At 63.6% G+C, this 14,602-nt stretch carries 14 protein-coding genes; 10 read left to right on the top strand and 4 right to left on the bottom strand.

Annotated features, from left to right (window positions below; all coding sequences use genetic code 11):
- Window positions 1-12 precede the first annotated feature (12 nt).
- The 5 genes from odhB (at window position 13) to ACH79_RS09615 (ending at window position 4,397) form a co-directional block, all read left to right on the top strand.
- On the top strand, window positions 13-1,248 hold the full coding sequence (gene odhB / locus ACH79_RS09635; RefSeq protein ID WP_161850815.1) for a 2-oxoglutarate dehydrogenase complex dihydrolipoyllysine-residue succinyltransferase: 1,236 nt from the start codon (window positions 13-15) through the stop codon (window positions 1,246-1,248).
- A 75-nt stretch (window positions 1,249-1,323) separates the two neighbouring features.
- Window positions 1,324-1,569 carry a DUF2442 domain-containing protein gene (locus ACH79_RS09630; RefSeq protein WP_161850814.1) on the top strand — a complete coding sequence of 82 codons (246 nt, stop codon included), beginning with the start codon at window positions 1,324-1,326 and terminating at the stop codon, window positions 1,567-1,569.
- Between the two features lie 11 nt (window positions 1,570-1,580).
- Entirely contained in the window at window positions 1,581-2,327 is a 747-nt protein-coding gene (locus ACH79_RS09625; protein WP_161850813.1) for an SDR family oxidoreductase, read from the top strand.
- A 34-nt stretch (window positions 2,328-2,361) separates the two neighbouring features.
- Complete coding sequence (lpdA, locus tag ACH79_RS09620) at window positions 2,362-3,762, top strand: dihydrolipoyl dehydrogenase (RefSeq protein WP_161850812.1); 1,401 nt, start codon at window positions 2,362-2,364, stop codon at window positions 3,760-3,762.
- 104 nt (window positions 3,763-3,866) lie between these two features.
- The gene (locus tag ACH79_RS09615) at window positions 3,867-4,397 is read left to right on the top strand and encodes a hypothetical protein (RefSeq protein WP_161850811.1); all 531 of its coding nucleotides are present in this window, start codon (window positions 3,867-3,869) and stop codon (window positions 4,395-4,397) included.
- Window positions 4,398-4,566: 169 nt separating this feature from the next.
- Here ACH79_RS09615 and ACH79_RS09610 read toward each other — a convergent pair whose 3' ends face one another.
- Window positions 4,567-5,157, bottom strand: a complete 591-nt coding sequence (locus ACH79_RS09610; protein ID WP_161850810.1) for a DUF4337 domain-containing protein — start codon at window positions 5,155-5,157, stop codon at window positions 4,567-4,569.
- 116 nt (window positions 5,158-5,273) lie between these two features.
- Window positions 5,274-6,248, bottom strand: a complete 975-nt coding sequence (locus ACH79_RS09605; protein ID WP_161850809.1) for a tyrosine recombinase XerC — start codon at window positions 6,246-6,248, stop codon at window positions 5,274-5,276.
- Between the two features lie 116 nt (window positions 6,249-6,364).
- Between ACH79_RS09605 and ACH79_RS09600 the strand changes: the two genes are divergently transcribed.
- Window positions 6,365-8,575, top strand: a complete 2,211-nt coding sequence (locus ACH79_RS09600) for a primosomal protein N' (protein ID WP_161850808.1) — start codon at window positions 6,365-6,367, stop codon at window positions 8,573-8,575.
- A gap of 270 nt (window positions 8,576-8,845) precedes the next feature.
- Here the strand turns inward: ACH79_RS09600 and ACH79_RS09595 are convergent, their stop codons facing one another.
- Complete coding sequence (locus ACH79_RS09595; protein ID WP_161850807.1) at window positions 8,846-9,346, bottom strand: septal ring lytic transglycosylase RlpA family protein; 501 nt, start codon at window positions 9,344-9,346, stop codon at window positions 8,846-8,848.
- A gap of 345 nt (window positions 9,347-9,691) precedes the next feature.
- A complete protein-coding gene (locus tag ACH79_RS44730; protein ID WP_256380301.1) occupies window positions 9,692-9,826 on the bottom strand; it encodes a hypothetical protein in 135 nt (44 codons plus the stop codon).
- A gap of 178 nt (window positions 9,827-10,004) precedes the next feature.
- Between ACH79_RS44730 and ACH79_RS09590 the strand changes: the two genes are divergently transcribed.
- From ACH79_RS09590 to atpD, 4 genes are all read left to right on the top strand, one after another.
- On the top strand, window positions 10,005-10,565 hold the full coding sequence (locus ACH79_RS09590) for a F0F1 ATP synthase subunit delta (protein ID WP_161850806.1): 561 nt from the start codon (window positions 10,005-10,007) through the stop codon (window positions 10,563-10,565).
- Window positions 10,565-12,094, top strand: coding sequence for a F0F1 ATP synthase subunit alpha (atpA, locus tag ACH79_RS09585; protein ID WP_161850805.1), 1,530 nt, complete (start codon window positions 10,565-10,567; stop codon window positions 12,092-12,094). Before ACH79_RS09590 ends, atpA begins: the two co-directional genes overlap by 1 nt.
- Window positions 12,095-12,188: 94 nt before the next feature.
- Window positions 12,189-13,067 (top strand): F0F1 ATP synthase subunit gamma, encoded by an 879-nt coding sequence (locus ACH79_RS09580; protein ID WP_161850804.1) that lies wholly within the window; start codon window positions 12,189-12,191, stop codon window positions 13,065-13,067.
- 54 nt (window positions 13,068-13,121) lie between these two features.
- Window positions 13,122-14,564: a F0F1 ATP synthase subunit beta gene (atpD, locus tag ACH79_RS09575; RefSeq protein WP_161850803.1), complete on the top strand. Its 1,443-nt coding sequence runs from the start codon at window positions 13,122-13,124 to the stop codon at window positions 14,562-14,564.
- Window positions 14,565-14,602 lie beyond the last annotated feature (38 nt).

The following is a 14,602-nucleotide window of genomic DNA, read 5'->3' as shown; positions in this document are numbered from 1 at the left end:
GGAAACCATATCATGACTGAAATTCGTGTTCCGACGCTGGGTGAATCCGTGACGGAAGCCACCATCGGCCGCTGGTTCAAGAAGGCGGGCGACGCAGTGGCGGTGGATGAGCCGTTGGTCGAGCTCGAGACCGACAAGGTCACCATCGAAGTGCCGGCGCCGTCCGCCGGCGTGCTCGGCGAGATCGCGGCCAAGGACGGCGAGACCGTCGCCGTCGGCGCGCTGCTCGGGCAGATCAATGAAGGCGGCGCCGCCAAGCCGGCCGCGGCAGCGCCCGCCAAGGCCGCTGCTCCGGCGGCAGCGCCCGCCGCCGCGCCTGCAGCGGCTCCGAAGGCGGTCGCAGCGGATGCGCCGCTGGCGCCATCGGTTCGCAAGCTCTCCGCCGAGAGCGGCATCGATGCCGCGACCGTGCCTGGCTCCGGCAAGGATGGCCGCGTGACCAAGGGCGACATGCTGGCCGCGATCGAGAAGGCGGCTTCTGCGCCGACGCCGGTGAATCAGCCGGCTGCTTCCGTGCAGGTGCGCGCGCCGTCGCCGGCCGATGACGCCGCGCGCGAAGAGCGCGTGAAGATGACGCGGCTGCGCCAGACCATCGCGCGGCGGCTGAAGGACGTGCAGAACACGGCTGCGATGCTGACGACCTTCAACGAGGTCGACATGAGCCACATCATGGCGATGCGCACGCAGTACAAGGACGTATTCGAGAAGAAGCACGGCTCCAAGCTCGGCTTCATGGGCTTTTTCACCAAGGCGGTGGTGCAGGCGCTAAAGGACATTCCGGCCGTCAACGCCGAGATCGACGGCTCTGACCTGATCTACAAGAACTACTACCACATCGGCGTCGCCGTCGGCACCGACAAGGGCCTGGTCGTGCCCGTGGTGCGCGACTGCGACCACAAGTCGATCTCCGACATCGAAAAGTCGATCGCCGATTTCGGCCGCCGCGCCCGCGATGGCCAGCTCAAGATCGACGAGATGCAGGGCGGCACCTTCACCATCACCAATGGCGGCATCTACGGTTCGCTGATGTCGACGCCGATCCTCAACGCGCCGCAGTCCGGCATTCTCGGCATGCACAAGATCCAGGAGCGGCCGATGGTGGTCGGCGGCAAGATCGAGGTGCGCCCGATGATGTATCTGGCGCTGTCCTACGATCACCGCGTGATCGACGGCAAGGAAGCGGTGACATTCCTGGTCCGCGTCAAGGAAAGCCTGGAAGATCCGGCGCGGCTGGTGCTCGATCTGTGACGGACATCCATGGAAGTGCACCGAACTAGCAAGGGCAAAGCGGGTTTCCCGCTTATCACCAGTGTTGAGCCAGTTATGTTTGGCGTTCTCCGTGTTGTGTTCGATGACGGATACGAAGGTGTTCTGGACCTGCGGTCGGTCATGGGACGGGGGATCTGGCAGAATATTCGTACGAAGGAAGATTTCTTCGAGGTCGAGTTGGAGCAGTTCGGCGGTCACGTGTCCTGGCCGAAGGGACGTGGCGCTACGGAGCTTCCTGCAGACGGCGTTCGCGTGACCTGCGAGCGCCAGGAAACGTTGCTTAGATCGACGCATTGGTAGTTGGAGTGCAGATGGACAAGGTTGTTGTGATCACTGGCGGCAGTCGCGGCATCGGCCGCGCTACCGCACTCGCGGCGGCCGCACGCGGCTATCGCATCGTCGTCGGCTACGCCAGCAACAAGGCGGCGGCCGATGAGGTCGTCGCGCTGATCGAGGCCAGCAACGGCAAGGCCATCGCGGTGAAATGCGATGTCGCCGAGGAAAGCGACATCCTCGAACTGTTCAAGGCGGCGGACAAGTTCGGCACACTCGGTGCGCTCGTCAACAATGGCGGTATTGTAGGCAAGAGCGGCGTGCGCGTCGACGAGATGTCGGCTGAGCGCATCCAGCGTGTCATGGCGGTCAACGTCACAGGCTCCATCCTCTGCGCGCGCGAGGCGGTGAAGCGGATGTCGACCAAGCATGGCGGCAAGGGCGGCGTCATCGTCAACCTGTCGTCGGTTGCTGCCAGGCTCGGCGCACCCAACACTTACGTCGACTATGCCGCCTCCAAGGGCGCGGTCGATTCCTTCACCGTCGGCCTCGGCTATGAGGTCGCCGGCGAAGGCATCCGCGTCGCCGCGATCCGTCCCGGCCTGATCGATACCGAAATCCACGCAGCGGGCGGCGAACCCGATCGCGCGCATCGGCTCGCGCATCTGGTGCCAATGAAGCGCGTCGGCAGCGCGGAAGAAATCGCCAACGCCATCGTCTGGCTGATCTCGGACGAGGCATCCTACGTCACCAGCGCCATCCTCGACGTCTCGGGTGGGCGGTAATACCTGACATCTTTCTCAGCTACAGGACTTCATCATGGCTACCTACGATCTCGTCGTCATCGGCACCGGTCCGGGCGGATATGTCTGCGCGGTGCGCGCGGCGCAACTCGGCATGAAGGTCGCCGTGGTCGAGAAGAACGCCACGCTGGGCGGCACCTGCCTCAATGTCGGCTGCATGCCGTCGAAGGCGTTGTTGCATGCGTCCGAAATGTTCGAGGAAGCCGCGCATTCCTTTGCGAAAATGGGCGTCAGCGTTTCCGCGCCAAAGCTCGATTTGCCGGCGATGATGAACTTCAAGCAGCAGGGCATCGACGGCAACGTCAAGGGCGTCGAGTTCCTGATGAAGAAGAACAAGATCGACGTGCTGAAGGGCGCCGGCAAGATCCTCGGTACCGGCAAGGTTGAAGTCAGCGGCAACGGCAAGACCGAGACGGTTGAGACCAGGAACATCGTCATTGCCACCGGCTCCGATATCACGCGGCTGAAAGGCATCGAGATCGACGAGAAGCGCATCGTATCGTCGACCGGCGCGCTTTCGTTGGAGAAAGTGCCGGAAAAAATGCTGATCATCGGCGCCGGCGTGATCGGACTCGAACTCGGCTCGGTGTGGCGCCGGCTGGGGGCGGAGATCATGGTCGTCGAATTCCTCGACCGCATCCTGCCCGGCATGGATGGCGAAGTGGCGAAACAATTTCAGCGGATGCTCGAAAAGCAGGGCTTTGCATTCAAGCTCGGCTCCAAGGTCACCGGCGTCGATGCGTCGGGCAAGATGTTGAAGGTCAGTGTCGAACCGGCAGCCGGCGGACCGGCGGCGACGCTCGAAACCGATGTGGTGCTGGTCTGCATCGGCCGCGTGCCCTACACCGAAGGGCTGGGCCTCAAAGAAGCCGGCGTCGCGCTCGACAATCGCGGGCGCGTGCAGATCGATTCGCATTTCGCCACCAGCCTGAAGGGCGTCTATGCGATCGGCGACGTGGTGGCGGGGCCGATGCTCGCGCACAAGGCCGAGGACGAAGGCGTCGCCTGCGCCGAGATCATCGCAGGGAAGGCCGGCCACGTGAACTACGATGTTATCCCAGGCGTGGTGTATACCACGCCGGAAGTGTCGTCGGTCGGCAAGACCGAGGAAGAGCTGAAGCAGGCGGGCGTCGCTTACACTTCGGGCAAGTTTCCGTTCACCGCCAACGGCCGTTCCAAGGTCAACCAGACCACCGACGGTTTCGTGAAGATTCTCGCGGATGCGAAGACCGACCGCGTGCTCGGCGTGCATATCGTCGGCCGCGAGGCCGGCGAAATGATCCACGAAGCCTGCGTTCTGATGGAGTTTGGCGGCTCCGCCGAAGATCTCGCGCGCACATGCCATGCTCACCCGACCCGCTCGGAAGCCGTCAAGGAAGCCGCGCTTGCGGTCGGAAAACGCGCCATCCACATGTGATGGGGACCCGGGTATCCGGTTCTCGAAAAGGCCACGCTTTGAACGAAGAGATTGAGCGGAGCGACCAATCAATGAACGTCATTCCGCTCTAGAGACCACGCTCGATGATGCGCCGCCTGTTACAGCCTTTCTGGGTCCTGCTCGCGGTCATCTTCCTGATCGAAGCCTGGCTGTGGGATCATCTCGAGCCGATCGTCGAGCGTATCGTTGCGCTGATCCCGCTACGCGCCTTCAAGCAATGGCTCTCCGATCGCGTCGATACCTTGTCGCCTGCGATGACGCTGATCGTCTTCGCCGTGCCGGTGATCCCGCTGTTTCCGCTCAAGCTGGTCGGTCTCTGGCTGCTGGCGAATGAGTATTGGCTGAGCGCCGCCGTTGTCATCGTGTTCGGGAAACTCGTCGGCGTCGGCGTCACCGCATTCATCTTCGATGTGACGCGGGAGAAGCTGCTGCAGATGGCGTGGTTCAAGACGGTCTATGAATTCATCATGGCGATGCGCGCCAAGGCAGCGGCCCTGGTCCAGCCGATCAAGCAGCGCATCCGGGACGTCCTGCGTGGCGACGGCGACGGCTGGTCATCGCGCATGCTGCGGACCATCGCACGCTTTCGCAAGAGCGTGCACCAGGCGCGGTAGAGGCGCCGACTTCCGCTGATGCTTTTACCTCTCCCGCTTGCGGGGGAGGTCGTATCGCATCGAAAGATGCGATACGGGTGGGGGAAACTCTCTCCACACGAACAGTATGACTCGCGGCGGCACCCCCACCCCGACCCTCCCCCGCAAGCGGGAGAGGGAGTTTATCCGTTCAATGCAAATGCAGCAGATGCGGCGCGTAGAGGCCCAGCGCGGTAATGCCGATGCCCGCGATCGCCAACACGCCTGACACCCAGGCCAGAGCGATCATGCCGGTGATGATGGTGGCCGAGGCCAGCACGATGCCGATCTGGAAGGCGGCCGAGGCGATTTCGTAGTGGTGGTATTTTGCGGTGGCGTCGTCGCGCTGTTTTTCGGCGTGCTTGGCGCGCTTGGCGAGTTCTTCCGAGCCCTCCCCGGTTTCGGGCTCCGAACGGTAACGCGCCGCGGTCTTGTTCCAGTCGTCGATCTGCTTTTGCAAGGCCGCTTTCGCAGCATCGTCGCCGATGGTCCCCAGGCTGAGCTTGGCGTGCTCCGCGGTGGCTTGAACCGTGGTGCGGCGAATGCTCTTGGCCTGGAAGAACGCCCAAAGGTTCGAAGCCTCCACGTTCTTGCTGATGGCCTCGGTCTGCGCGCCCTTGCCCAGCGTTTCCGACAGCGCCAGAAACAGGGCGATCACCGCGATCAGCAACGCGATCTTCTTGTTCGAGCCCGACGCGTGCTCGGCATGCTCCGCATGCTCCATGCTTTCATGTGCGCCCATAATTCCCCTCCTGGCGGTTGACGCGCGCACGATTGCCGAACCGCAATACGAGCGCAAGAGGCAAGCTTAAGAGGCCATCGATGTGACGGGAGTGTGTCGGCGGCGGGCGCCGACGATCAGCCGCGCGGATGCGCGCTGCGATAGACTTCCAGCAGCCGCTCGCTGTCGATGCCGGTATAGATCTGGGTGGTCGAAAGCGAGGCGTGGCCGAGCAGTTCCTGAATCGCGCGCAAATCGCCGCCGCGGCTGAGCAGATGGGTTGCGAAGGAATGCCGCAGCGCGTGGGGCGTGGCGCTGTCGGGAAGTCCGAGCGCGCCGCGCAGCCGCTCCATGGTGAGCTGGATGATTCGCGGGGAAAGCGGCCCGCCGCGCGCGCCGACGAAGATTGGCCCGGCCGGCGGCAATGAATGCGGGCACATCGCAACATAGTCGGCGATCAGCGCCAGCACGTTCTGCAGCACCGGCACCATCCGGGTCTTGTTGCCCTTGCCGGTGACGACGATGACGTCGCCTTCGCCCGGCTTGGGCACATCGCGCCGCTTTAGTCCCAGCGCTTCGGAGATGCGCAGGCCCGATCCGTAGAGCAGCGCCATGACAGCGGCGTCGCGCGCCAGGATCCAGGGCTCGCGTTCCTCGCCGGCACGCTCGTCGGCATCGGCAAAGCGTTTGGCAGCGTCCATCTGGATCGGCTTCGGCAGGCTCTTCGCAATTTTCGGCGCCCGAATCGCCGATAGGGCGCCGACCCTGCCTTTGCCTTCCCGTTCCAGAAAGCGCCCGAACGAGCGCAAGCCCGCCAGCGCTCGCATCAGCGAGCGCCCGGCAATGTCGTCGGCGCGGCGCATCGCCATAAAGGCCCTGACGTCGGTGGCCTCCAGCGCGGCAAACCGTTTCAGCGTAATCTGGCTTCCCCAATGTTCGGCGAGGAACGCAAGGCATTGGCGGAGGTCGCGGGCGTAGGCTTCGAGCGTCTTCGGCGACAGCCGCCGTTCCGCGCGCAGATGCGTCAGCCAGCGCCCGACCTCCCGCGCGAACGCTTCGTCGGCGCAATCGAGCTCGACCGCTTGCAGTGCCGGAACTTCGCTTGCCATCATCTCTGCCTTGGAGACGGGGATTCAACGCATTATATGGCACCTCTTTCGTTTACCGTTCGCTAACTGGCCGGAGCGGCGCTAGCCTCGCTGCGGATTGCCCCAAGCCTGATTCCCTGATGGACCACGCCACCCGCCAAACCAGCTCCTCGGCCTCGTCGACCCGTGTGGTCGACGTGCTGGTGCCGGTCGCGCTCAATCAAAACTATTCCTACCGCGTGCCGCGCGGCATGGAGCTGACGGCGGGCGATGTCGTCTGCGTGCCGCTCGGGCCGCGCGAGGTGGTGGCGGTGGTGTGGGCGGAAAATGCCAATCCCGATCCGCGGCTACACAACCGCCTGAAGGACGTCGGCGAAAAGCTCGACGTGCCGCCGCTGAAGGAAGAACTGCGCAGCCTGGTCGACTGGGTCGCCAACTACACGCTCTCAGCGCGCGGCATGGTGCTGCGCATGGCATTGCGGATGGGCGAAAATCTCGGCCCCGAGCGGATGCGCCTCGGCGTGCGGCTGGTCGGTGAGCCGCCACGGCGGCTGACGCCGGCAAGGCGGCGGCTGATCGAAGTGCTGTCCGATGGCCTCTTGCACGGCAAGTCGGATGCGGCGCGGGAGGCCGGCGTCAGCTCAGGCGTGGTCGACGGGCTGGTCGACGAGGGCACGCTGGCGATCGAGGCGATGCCGCCGCCGCTGGCGCCGCCGCCGCCCGATCCCGCCTTCGCGCAGCCGGAATTCTCCCATCAGCAGCGCGCGGCGGTGGATGCGATGCGCGCGCTCGCCGCCAATGGCACGTTCCATGTCGCGCTGCTCGACGGCGTCACCGGCTCGGGCAAGACCGAAGTCTATTTCGAGGCGATTGCGGAGGTCGTCCGGCGCGGCAAGCAGACGCTGATCCTGATGCCGGAGATCGCGCTGACAGGGCAATTCCTCGACCGTTTTGCCCAGCGTTTTGGCGTGCGCCCGATCGAGTGGCACTCCGAACTGACGCCGCGCACGCGGCAGCGCAATTGGGCCGCGATATCGGCCGGCGAAGCGCCGGTCGTGGTCGGCGCGCGCTCGGCGCTATTTCTGCCTTACGCCGATCTCGGCCTGATCATCGTCGATGAAGAACACGACCAGGCCTACAAGCAGGACGATGGCGCACACTATCACGCCCGCGACATGGCTGTGGTGCGCGCGCATATAGCCAAGATTCCGATCGTGCTGGCGTCCGCGACGCCGTCGGTCGAGACCGAGGTCAATGCGCGCAAGGGGCGCTATCAGCGCGTCGCACTGCCGTCGCGCTTCGGCGGTCAGCACATGCCGCATATCGAGGCGATCGATCTGCGCCGCGCACCACCGCCGCGCGGTCGCTTCATCTCGCCGCCGCTCGCCGAGCAGATTCGCTTCGCGATCGAGAAGCGCGAACAGGCGCTGTTGTTCCTCAACCGCCGTGGCTATGCGCCGCTGACGCTATGCCGCGCCTGCGGCCACCGCTTCGCCTGCACCATTTGCGACGCTTGGCTGGTCGATCATCGCTTCCGCCAGCGGCTGGTCTGCCACCATTGCGGCTTCTCGATGCCGCGCCCGAACATCTGCCCGCATTGCCAGGCCGAGGAATCGCTGGTGGCAGTCGGCCCCGGCGTCGAGCGGCTGCAGGAAGAGGCGGCAGCGCTGTTTCCGGAAGCGCGCACCATGGTGCTGTCGAGTGATCTCATCACCTCGATCGAGACCATGCGCAGCGAACTGAACGAAATCGCTGAAGGCCGCGTCGACATCATTATCGGCACGCAACTGGTGGCGAAGGGACATAACTTTCCGCGGCTCAATTTGGTCGGCGTGGTCGACGCCGATCTGGGCCTCGGCAATGGCGATCCGCGCGCCGCCGAACGCACGTTCCAATTGCTCAACCAGGTGATCGGGCGCGCGGGGCGCGAGCAGGGCCGCGGCATAGGCTTTTTGCAGACCCATCAGCCCGAACATCCCGTGATGAAGGCCCTGGTCGCGAGCGGCCGCGAGGCGTTCTACGCCAGCGAGATCGAGGCGCGCGAGCGCACCGGCTATCCGCCGTTCGGCCGTCTCGCCAGCTTGATCATCTCCGCAGGCGATCGGCCGAGTGCGGAAGGCTTTGCGCGCAGGCTCGCCGCCATAGCCCCGATCGACGAGCGCATCCAGGTACTGGGCCCTGCGGAGGCGCCGCTTGCAGTGATCAAGGGCCGCTACCGGTTCCGGATTTTGGTGAAGTCGCTGCGCAACGTCGATTTGTCGGAGTATTTGCGCGAATGGCTGGCTGCCGGGCCGAAGACCAAGGGCAATCTCAAGCTCGAAGTCGACGTCGATCCGCAGAGCTTTTTGTAGCTGAAGCGAAACCTCTCCGCGTCATTGCGAAGAGCGACGCGACGAAGCAATCCATCGCTCCTCATGCGCGGCGGGATGGATTGCTTCGCGGAGCCTGTCATCGGGCGGCGCTTCGCGCCGACCCGTTGGCTCGCAATGACGTGGAAGAGCTTCGGAACAACAAAAAAAGCCTGCCGTCATTTGCGACGACAGGCCTTTGTTGCCGCGGCAAGCCCCGCGACGGTTACGCAACGCAACGCTTACGGAAAACGGTGCGCGATCGGCGCGCCTTTAGGAGATAACCTCGGCAGTGACGTGGCCGACGCCGGCGCCGGTCAGGCCGATGGCACGGGCCGCGCCCTTGGAGAGGTCGAGCACGCGTCCCTTGATGAAGGGGCCGCGGTCGTTGATCGTGACGATCACGCTCTGGCCGCGATGGGTCACCCGGAGCTTGGTGCCGAACGGCAGCGAGCGGTGGGCTGCGGTCATGGCGTTCTGATTGAAGCGCTGTCCGGAGGCAGTCTTGCTGCCGGATTCATTGCCGTAAAAGGAAGCCTTTCCCGAGAAGCCGCGCCCGGTGCTCTCGGAGCCGATCGAGGCGTTGGCGTTCAGCCAGCTATCGCCGGCCGGCTGAGCCTTGGCGTGGTGGGAATGGTGGTGGTGGCGGTGATGCCTGGATTTGGCGGAAGCTTCGGTGATGCTGCCGCCGACCAGGAGAGTTGCGGCGATCAACGCGAACGCTGTACGCGACCGGGTTAGAGTTCCCGGCACGATCTTATTGGTATGCAACATTAAACTAGTCCCTCAGGTAGTATTGCCACATACGTGACAAATGGAACCCCCGTCCCAGTTTCAGCGGTTGCCGTTTGATCAGCCAATAAGGCATGAATTGGGCAGTAGTTCCTGTTTGTTGGCGGCTGACATATCTTGTTACCGCGTGCAACTAATCAGGTGATGTTCCGTAATCTTGCGCGTTAACCCAATTTTAACTAATTCAATACTGTCTATTACTTGCGAATACAGTTCTCCTCAGGAGGGGAAAGATTTAGGCAAGTAATGGGCAAATGGAGCGGGCCGGCCCGATTCGTTCCGCACGTCTCGGTTCATAGCCGCCATGCAAATACGCTCGGAACCAATTCACCGCTCGGGGAAGGGTGCGGCGTCGCGGGTCGGGAGCGGGCCAAATTCGGGCGTGCGGAGTTGGCTCAAAACAACCTTCAACCGGGCCTGAAAATCGACATGCGACAAGGCATCGCCCGAACGCGCGGTCATGTTGCACCTGCGCGCTTGCTATGTTAGCAAAGCCGCGATTTTAACGATCCCGGCACTTCTCGTGCCGGTCGAAAATCGAAGTCCCGCTTGAATTCCAAGGGCTTGGATCGCTAGGCGCCGCTACCCGTGGCGACGGTTTTTCCCTTGCGAGTTTGACAGCTGAAAAAAGAGCGAGTCTGTGGCTGCAGAAGATCCGTCCGTTTCCGGGGTGTCCGGCCGTTATGCTACGGCCTTGTTCGAGTTGGCGCGCGAGGAGAAATCCATCGACGCAGTGAAGGCCGATCTCGATAAATTCGAGGCCATGCTGAACGAAAGCGCCGATCTCAAGCGTCTCGTCCGCAGCCCGGTCTTCTCGGCAGATGCACAAGCCAAAGCGCTCAATGCCCTGCTCGACAAAGCCGGCATTACCGCTACCTCAGCCAAATTCCTCAAAGTGTTGACCGCCAACCGCCGGCTGTTTGCCGTGGCCGATGTGATCCGCGCCTACCGGGCGCTGGTGGCGAAGTTCAAGGGCGAGGCGACCGCCGACGTTACCGTCGCCGAACAGCTCAATGAAAAGAATCTCGACGCGCTGAAGACCGCACTGAAATCAGTGACGGGCAAGGACGTCGCGCTCAACGTGAAAGTCGATCCCTCCATCATCGGCGGCCTTGTGGTCAAGCTCGGCAGCCGCATGGTGGATAGTTCGCTTCGCACCAAACTCAATTCGATCAAGCACGCGATGAAAGAGGCAGGCTGATGGACATCCGCGCCGCGGAAATTTCCGCGATCCTCAAGGACCAGATCAAGAATTTCGGCCAGGAGGCTGAGGTCACCGAAGTCGGACAGGTGCTGTCCGTCGGCGACGGTATTGCCCGCGTCTACGGTCTGGACAACGTCCAGGCCGGTGAAATGGTCGAGTTCGAGAACGGCACCCGCGGCATGGCGCTCAACCTCGAAACCGACAACGTCGGTATCGTGATCTTCGGCGCCGACCGCGAGATCAAGGAAGGCCAGACCGTCAAGCGCACCCGCGCCATCGTGGACACGCCGGTCGGCAAGGGTCTGCTCGGCCGCGTCGTCGACGCGCTGGGTAACCCGATCGACGGCAAGGGTCCGATCCAGGCCGACAAGCGCATGCGCGTCGACGTCAAGGCGCCCGGCATCATTCCGCGCAAGTCGGTGAGCGAGCCGATGGCGACCGGCCTCAAGGCGATCGATGCGCTGATCCCGGTCGGCCGCGGCCAGCGCGAGCTGATCATCGGCGACCGCCAGACCGGCAAGACCGCGATCGCGCTCGACACCATCCTGAACCAGAAGCCGCTCAACGCGCAGCCCGACGAGAACATCAAGCTGTATTGCGTCTACGTCGCGATCGGCCAGAAGCGTTCGACCGTTGCCCAGTTCGTCAAGGTGCTGGAAGAGCAGGGCGCGCTGGAATATTCGATCATCGTCGCCGCCACCGCATCCGATCCGGCGCCGATGCAGTACATCGCGCCGTTCACCGGCTGCACCATGGGCGAGTACTTCCGCGACAACGGCATGCACGCCGTCATCATCTATGACGACTTGTCCAAGCAGGCCGTCGCTTACCGTCAGATGTCGCTCTTGCTGCGCCGTCCGCCGGGCCGCGAAGCCTATCCGGGCGACGTGTTCTACCTGCACTCCCGCCTGCTCGAGCGCGCGGCGAAGCTCAACAAGGACCAGGGCTCCGGCTCGCTGACGGCGCTGCCGGTCATCGAAACCCAGGCCAACGACGTGTCGGCCTACATCCCGACCAACGTGATTTCGATTACCGACGGCCAGATCTTCCTGGAAACCGACCTGTTCTTCCAGGGCATCCGTCCCGCGGTGAACGTCGGTCTGTCGGTGTCGCGCGTCGGCTCTTCGGCGCAGACCAAGGCGATGAAGAAGGTCGCCGGCAAGATCAAGGGTGAGCTGGCGCAGTACCGCGAAATGGCTGCGTTCGCGCAGTTCGGCTCCGACCTCGACGCCTCGACGCAGCGCCTCCTGAACCGTGGTTCGCGCCTGACCGAACTCCTGAAGCAGCCGCAGTTCTCGCCGCTGAAGATGGAAGAGCAGGTCTGCGTGATCTGGGCCGGCACCAACGGTTATCTCGATGCGCTCCCGCTCAACAAGGTGCGCGCCTTCGAGGACGGCTTGCTGTCGCTGCTGCGCGGCAAGAACGTCGACATTCTCAACGGCATCCGTGACAGCCGCGATCTCTCCGACGATCTCGCCGGCAAGCTGAAGAGCGTGGTCGACGGTTACGCCAAGGCGTTTGCTTGATGATTTGCCGTTGCGGCCCGGCCTTCGGCCGGACCCGACGAAAGAGTGGCTTGCGGTCGGGGCCTGATGGCCGGATCGCCGGGGTGAACTGAGAATGGCTTCACTTAAAGACATGCGGGTCCGCATCGCCTCGACCAAGGCGACGCAGAAGATCACCAAGGCGATGCAGATGGTCGCGGCCTCGAAGCTGCGGCGCGCGCAGAGCGCGGCCGAAGCGGCCCGTCCCTACGCCGAAAAGATGGATGCGGTGATTTCCAATATCGCCGCTGCTGCCGCCAGTTCTCCCGGCGCTCCGGCGCTGCTGGCCGGCACCGGCAGGGACCAGGTGCACCTGCTGCTGGTCTGCACCGGCGAACGCGGCCTGTGCGGCGCGTTCAATTCGGCGATCGTACGTCTGGCGCGTGAGCGCGCGCTCTCCCTGATAAACCAGGGCAAGGACGTCAAGATTTTCTGCGTCGGCCGCAAGGGCTACGACCAGCTTCGCCGCACCTTCGACAAGCAGATTATCGAGCACGTCGATCTGCGCGGGGTTCGCCAGCTCGGTTTCGTCAACGCCGAGGATATCGCCAAGAAGGTCCTGGCACGGTTCGAAGCCGGCGAGTTCGACGTCTGCACGCTGTTCTATTCGCGCTTCAAATCCGTCATCGCGCAGATCCCGACCGCCCAGCAGGTGATTCCGCTGGTGGTCGAAGAGCCGGCCGCCAATGCCGGTCCGTCGACCGCTTACGAATATGAGCCGGAGGAAGACGAGATTCTGACGCGGCTGTTGCCGCGCAATCTTGCGGTGCAGATCTTCCGCGCGCTCTTGGAAAACAACGCCTCTTTCTACGGCGCGCAGATGAGCGCGATGGATAACGCCACCCGCAACGCCGGCGAAATGATCCGCAAGCAAACCCTGGTCTACAACCGAACCCGTCAAGCCCAGATCACCAAGGAGCTGATCGAGATCATCTCCGGCGCCGAGGCGGTCTAGCGCACGAACCAACCGACGGTCGTTCAAGTACAGAATTTCGAAGGAGAGCAATTCATGGCCACAGCAGCTAACCAGATCGGTCGCGTCACCCAAGTCATGGGCGCCGTTGTCGACGTGCAGTTCGAGGGTCATCTGCCGGCCATTCTCAATTCGCTGGAAACCAAGAACGGCGGCAACCGCCTGGTGCTGGAAGTCGCGCAGCACCTCGGTGAATCCACCGTGCGCACGATTGCGATGGACGCTACCGAAGGTCTGGTGCGCGGTCAGGAAGTGACCGACACCGGCGAGCCCATCGCAATTCCGGTCGGTGACGGCACACTGGGGCGCATCATGAACGTCATCGGCGAACCGATCGACGAAGCCGGTCCGATCAAGTTCGAAGGCAAGCGCGCCATCCACCAGGAAGCGCCGTCCTACACCGACCAGTCCACCGAAGCCGAGATTCTCGTGACCGGCATCAAGGTCGTCGACCTGCTCGCGCCCTACGCCAAGGGCGGCAAGATCGGCCTGTTCGGCGGCGCCGGCGTCGGCAAGACCGTGCTGATTCAGGAACTGATCAACAACGTCGCCAAGGCGCACGGTGGTTACTCGGTGTTCGCCGGCGTCGGCGAGCGTACCCGCGAAGGCAACGACCTCTATCACGAGTTCATCGAATCCAAGGTCAACGCCGATCCGCACAATCCGGATCCGAACGTGAAGTCGAAGTGCGCACTGGTGTTCGGCCAGATGAACGAGCCGCCCGGCGCCCGCGCTCGCGTCGGCCTCACCGGTCTGACGGTCGCCGAGCACTTCCGCGACCAGGGCCAGGACGTGCTGTTCTTCGTCGACAACATCTTCCGCTTCACGCAGGCCGGCTCCGAAGTGTCGGCGCTGCTCGGTCGTATTCCTTCAGCGGTGGGTTATCAGCCGACGCTCGCGACCGACATGGGCGCGCTGCAGGAGCGCATCACCACCACGCAGAAGGGCTCGATCACTTCGGTGCAGGCGATCTACGTGCCCGCCGACGACTTGACCGACCCGGCGCCCGCCACCTCGTTCGCCCACTTGGACGCCACCACGGTGCTGAGCCGCGCGATCTCGGAAAAGGGCATCTATCCGGCGGTCGACCCGCTCGACTCCACCTCGCGCATGCTCTCCCCGCTCGTCGTCGGCGAAGAGCACTATCAGACCGCGCGCATGGTTCAGCAGGTGCTGCAGAAGTACAAGTCGCTGCAGGACATCATCGCCATTCTCGGCATGGACGAACTGTCGGAAGAGGACAAGATCACCGTGGCCCGCGCCCGCAAGGTCGAGCGCTTCCTGTCGCAGCCGTTCCACGTTGCCGAAGTCTTCACCGGTTCGCCGGGCAAGTTCGTCGACCTCGCCGACACCATCAAGGGCTTCCGCGGTCTCTGCGAAGGCAAGTACGACCATCTGCCGGAAGCGGCCTTCTACATGGTCGGCACCATCGAAGAAGCCGTCGAGAAGGGCAGGAGGCTGGCTGCCGAAGCGGCCTAAGGGGCGAATGACGAATACGGAGTAGCGGATAGCGCTGC

The organism is Bradyrhizobium sp. CCBAU 051011 (genome assembly GCF_009930815.1).
GTDB lineage: Bacteria > Pseudomonadota > Alphaproteobacteria > Rhizobiales > Xanthobacteraceae > Bradyrhizobium.
Note: the sequence above shows the minus strand (reverse complement) of the source record. Positions and strands in the feature narration are given on the sequence as shown.

Bases quoted from the DNA above. Each gene is read 5' to 3' on its own strand.
- ACH79_RS44730 (WP_256380301.1), bottom strand. From the start codon at position 9,826: ATGACCGCGCGTTCGGGCGATGCCTTGTCGCATGTCGATTTTCAGGCC.
- ACH79_RS09625 (WP_161850813.1), top strand. From the start codon at position 1,581: ATGGACAAGGTTGTTGTGATCACTGGCGGCAGTCGCGGCATCGGCCGC.
- ACH79_RS09595 (WP_161850807.1), bottom strand. From the start codon at position 9,346: ATGTTGCATACCAATAAGATCGTGCCGGGAACTCTAACCCGGTCGCGT.
- odhB (WP_161850815.1), top strand. From the start codon at position 13: ATGACTGAAATTCGTGTTCCGACGCTGGGTGAATCCGTGACGGAAGCC.
- ACH79_RS09580 (WP_161850804.1), top strand. From the start codon at position 12,189: ATGGCTTCACTTAAAGACATGCGGGTCCGCATCGCCTCGACCAAGGCG.
- ACH79_RS09615 (WP_161850811.1), top strand. From the start codon at position 3,867: ATGATGCGCCGCCTGTTACAGCCTTTCTGGGTCCTGCTCGCGGTCATC.
- atpA (WP_161850805.1), top strand. From the start codon at position 10,565: ATGGACATCCGCGCCGCGGAAATTTCCGCGATCCTCAAGGACCAGATC.
- ACH79_RS09610 (WP_161850810.1), bottom strand. From the start codon at position 5,157: ATGGGCGCACATGAAAGCATGGAGCATGCGGAGCATGCCGAGCACGCG.
- ACH79_RS09630 (WP_161850814.1), top strand. From the start codon at position 1,324: ATGTTTGGCGTTCTCCGTGTTGTGTTCGATGACGGATACGAAGGTGTT.
- ACH79_RS09605 (WP_161850809.1), bottom strand. From the start codon at position 6,248: ATGATGGCAAGCGAAGTTCCGGCACTGCAAGCGGTCGAGCTCGATTGC.
- atpD (WP_161850803.1), top strand. From the start codon at position 13,122: ATGGCCACAGCAGCTAACCAGATCGGTCGCGTCACCCAAGTCATGGGC.
- lpdA (WP_161850812.1), top strand. From the start codon at position 2,362: ATGGCTACCTACGATCTCGTCGTCATCGGCACCGGTCCGGGCGGATAT.
- ACH79_RS09600 (WP_161850808.1), top strand. From the start codon at position 6,365: ATGGACCACGCCACCCGCCAAACCAGCTCCTCGGCCTCGTCGACCCGT.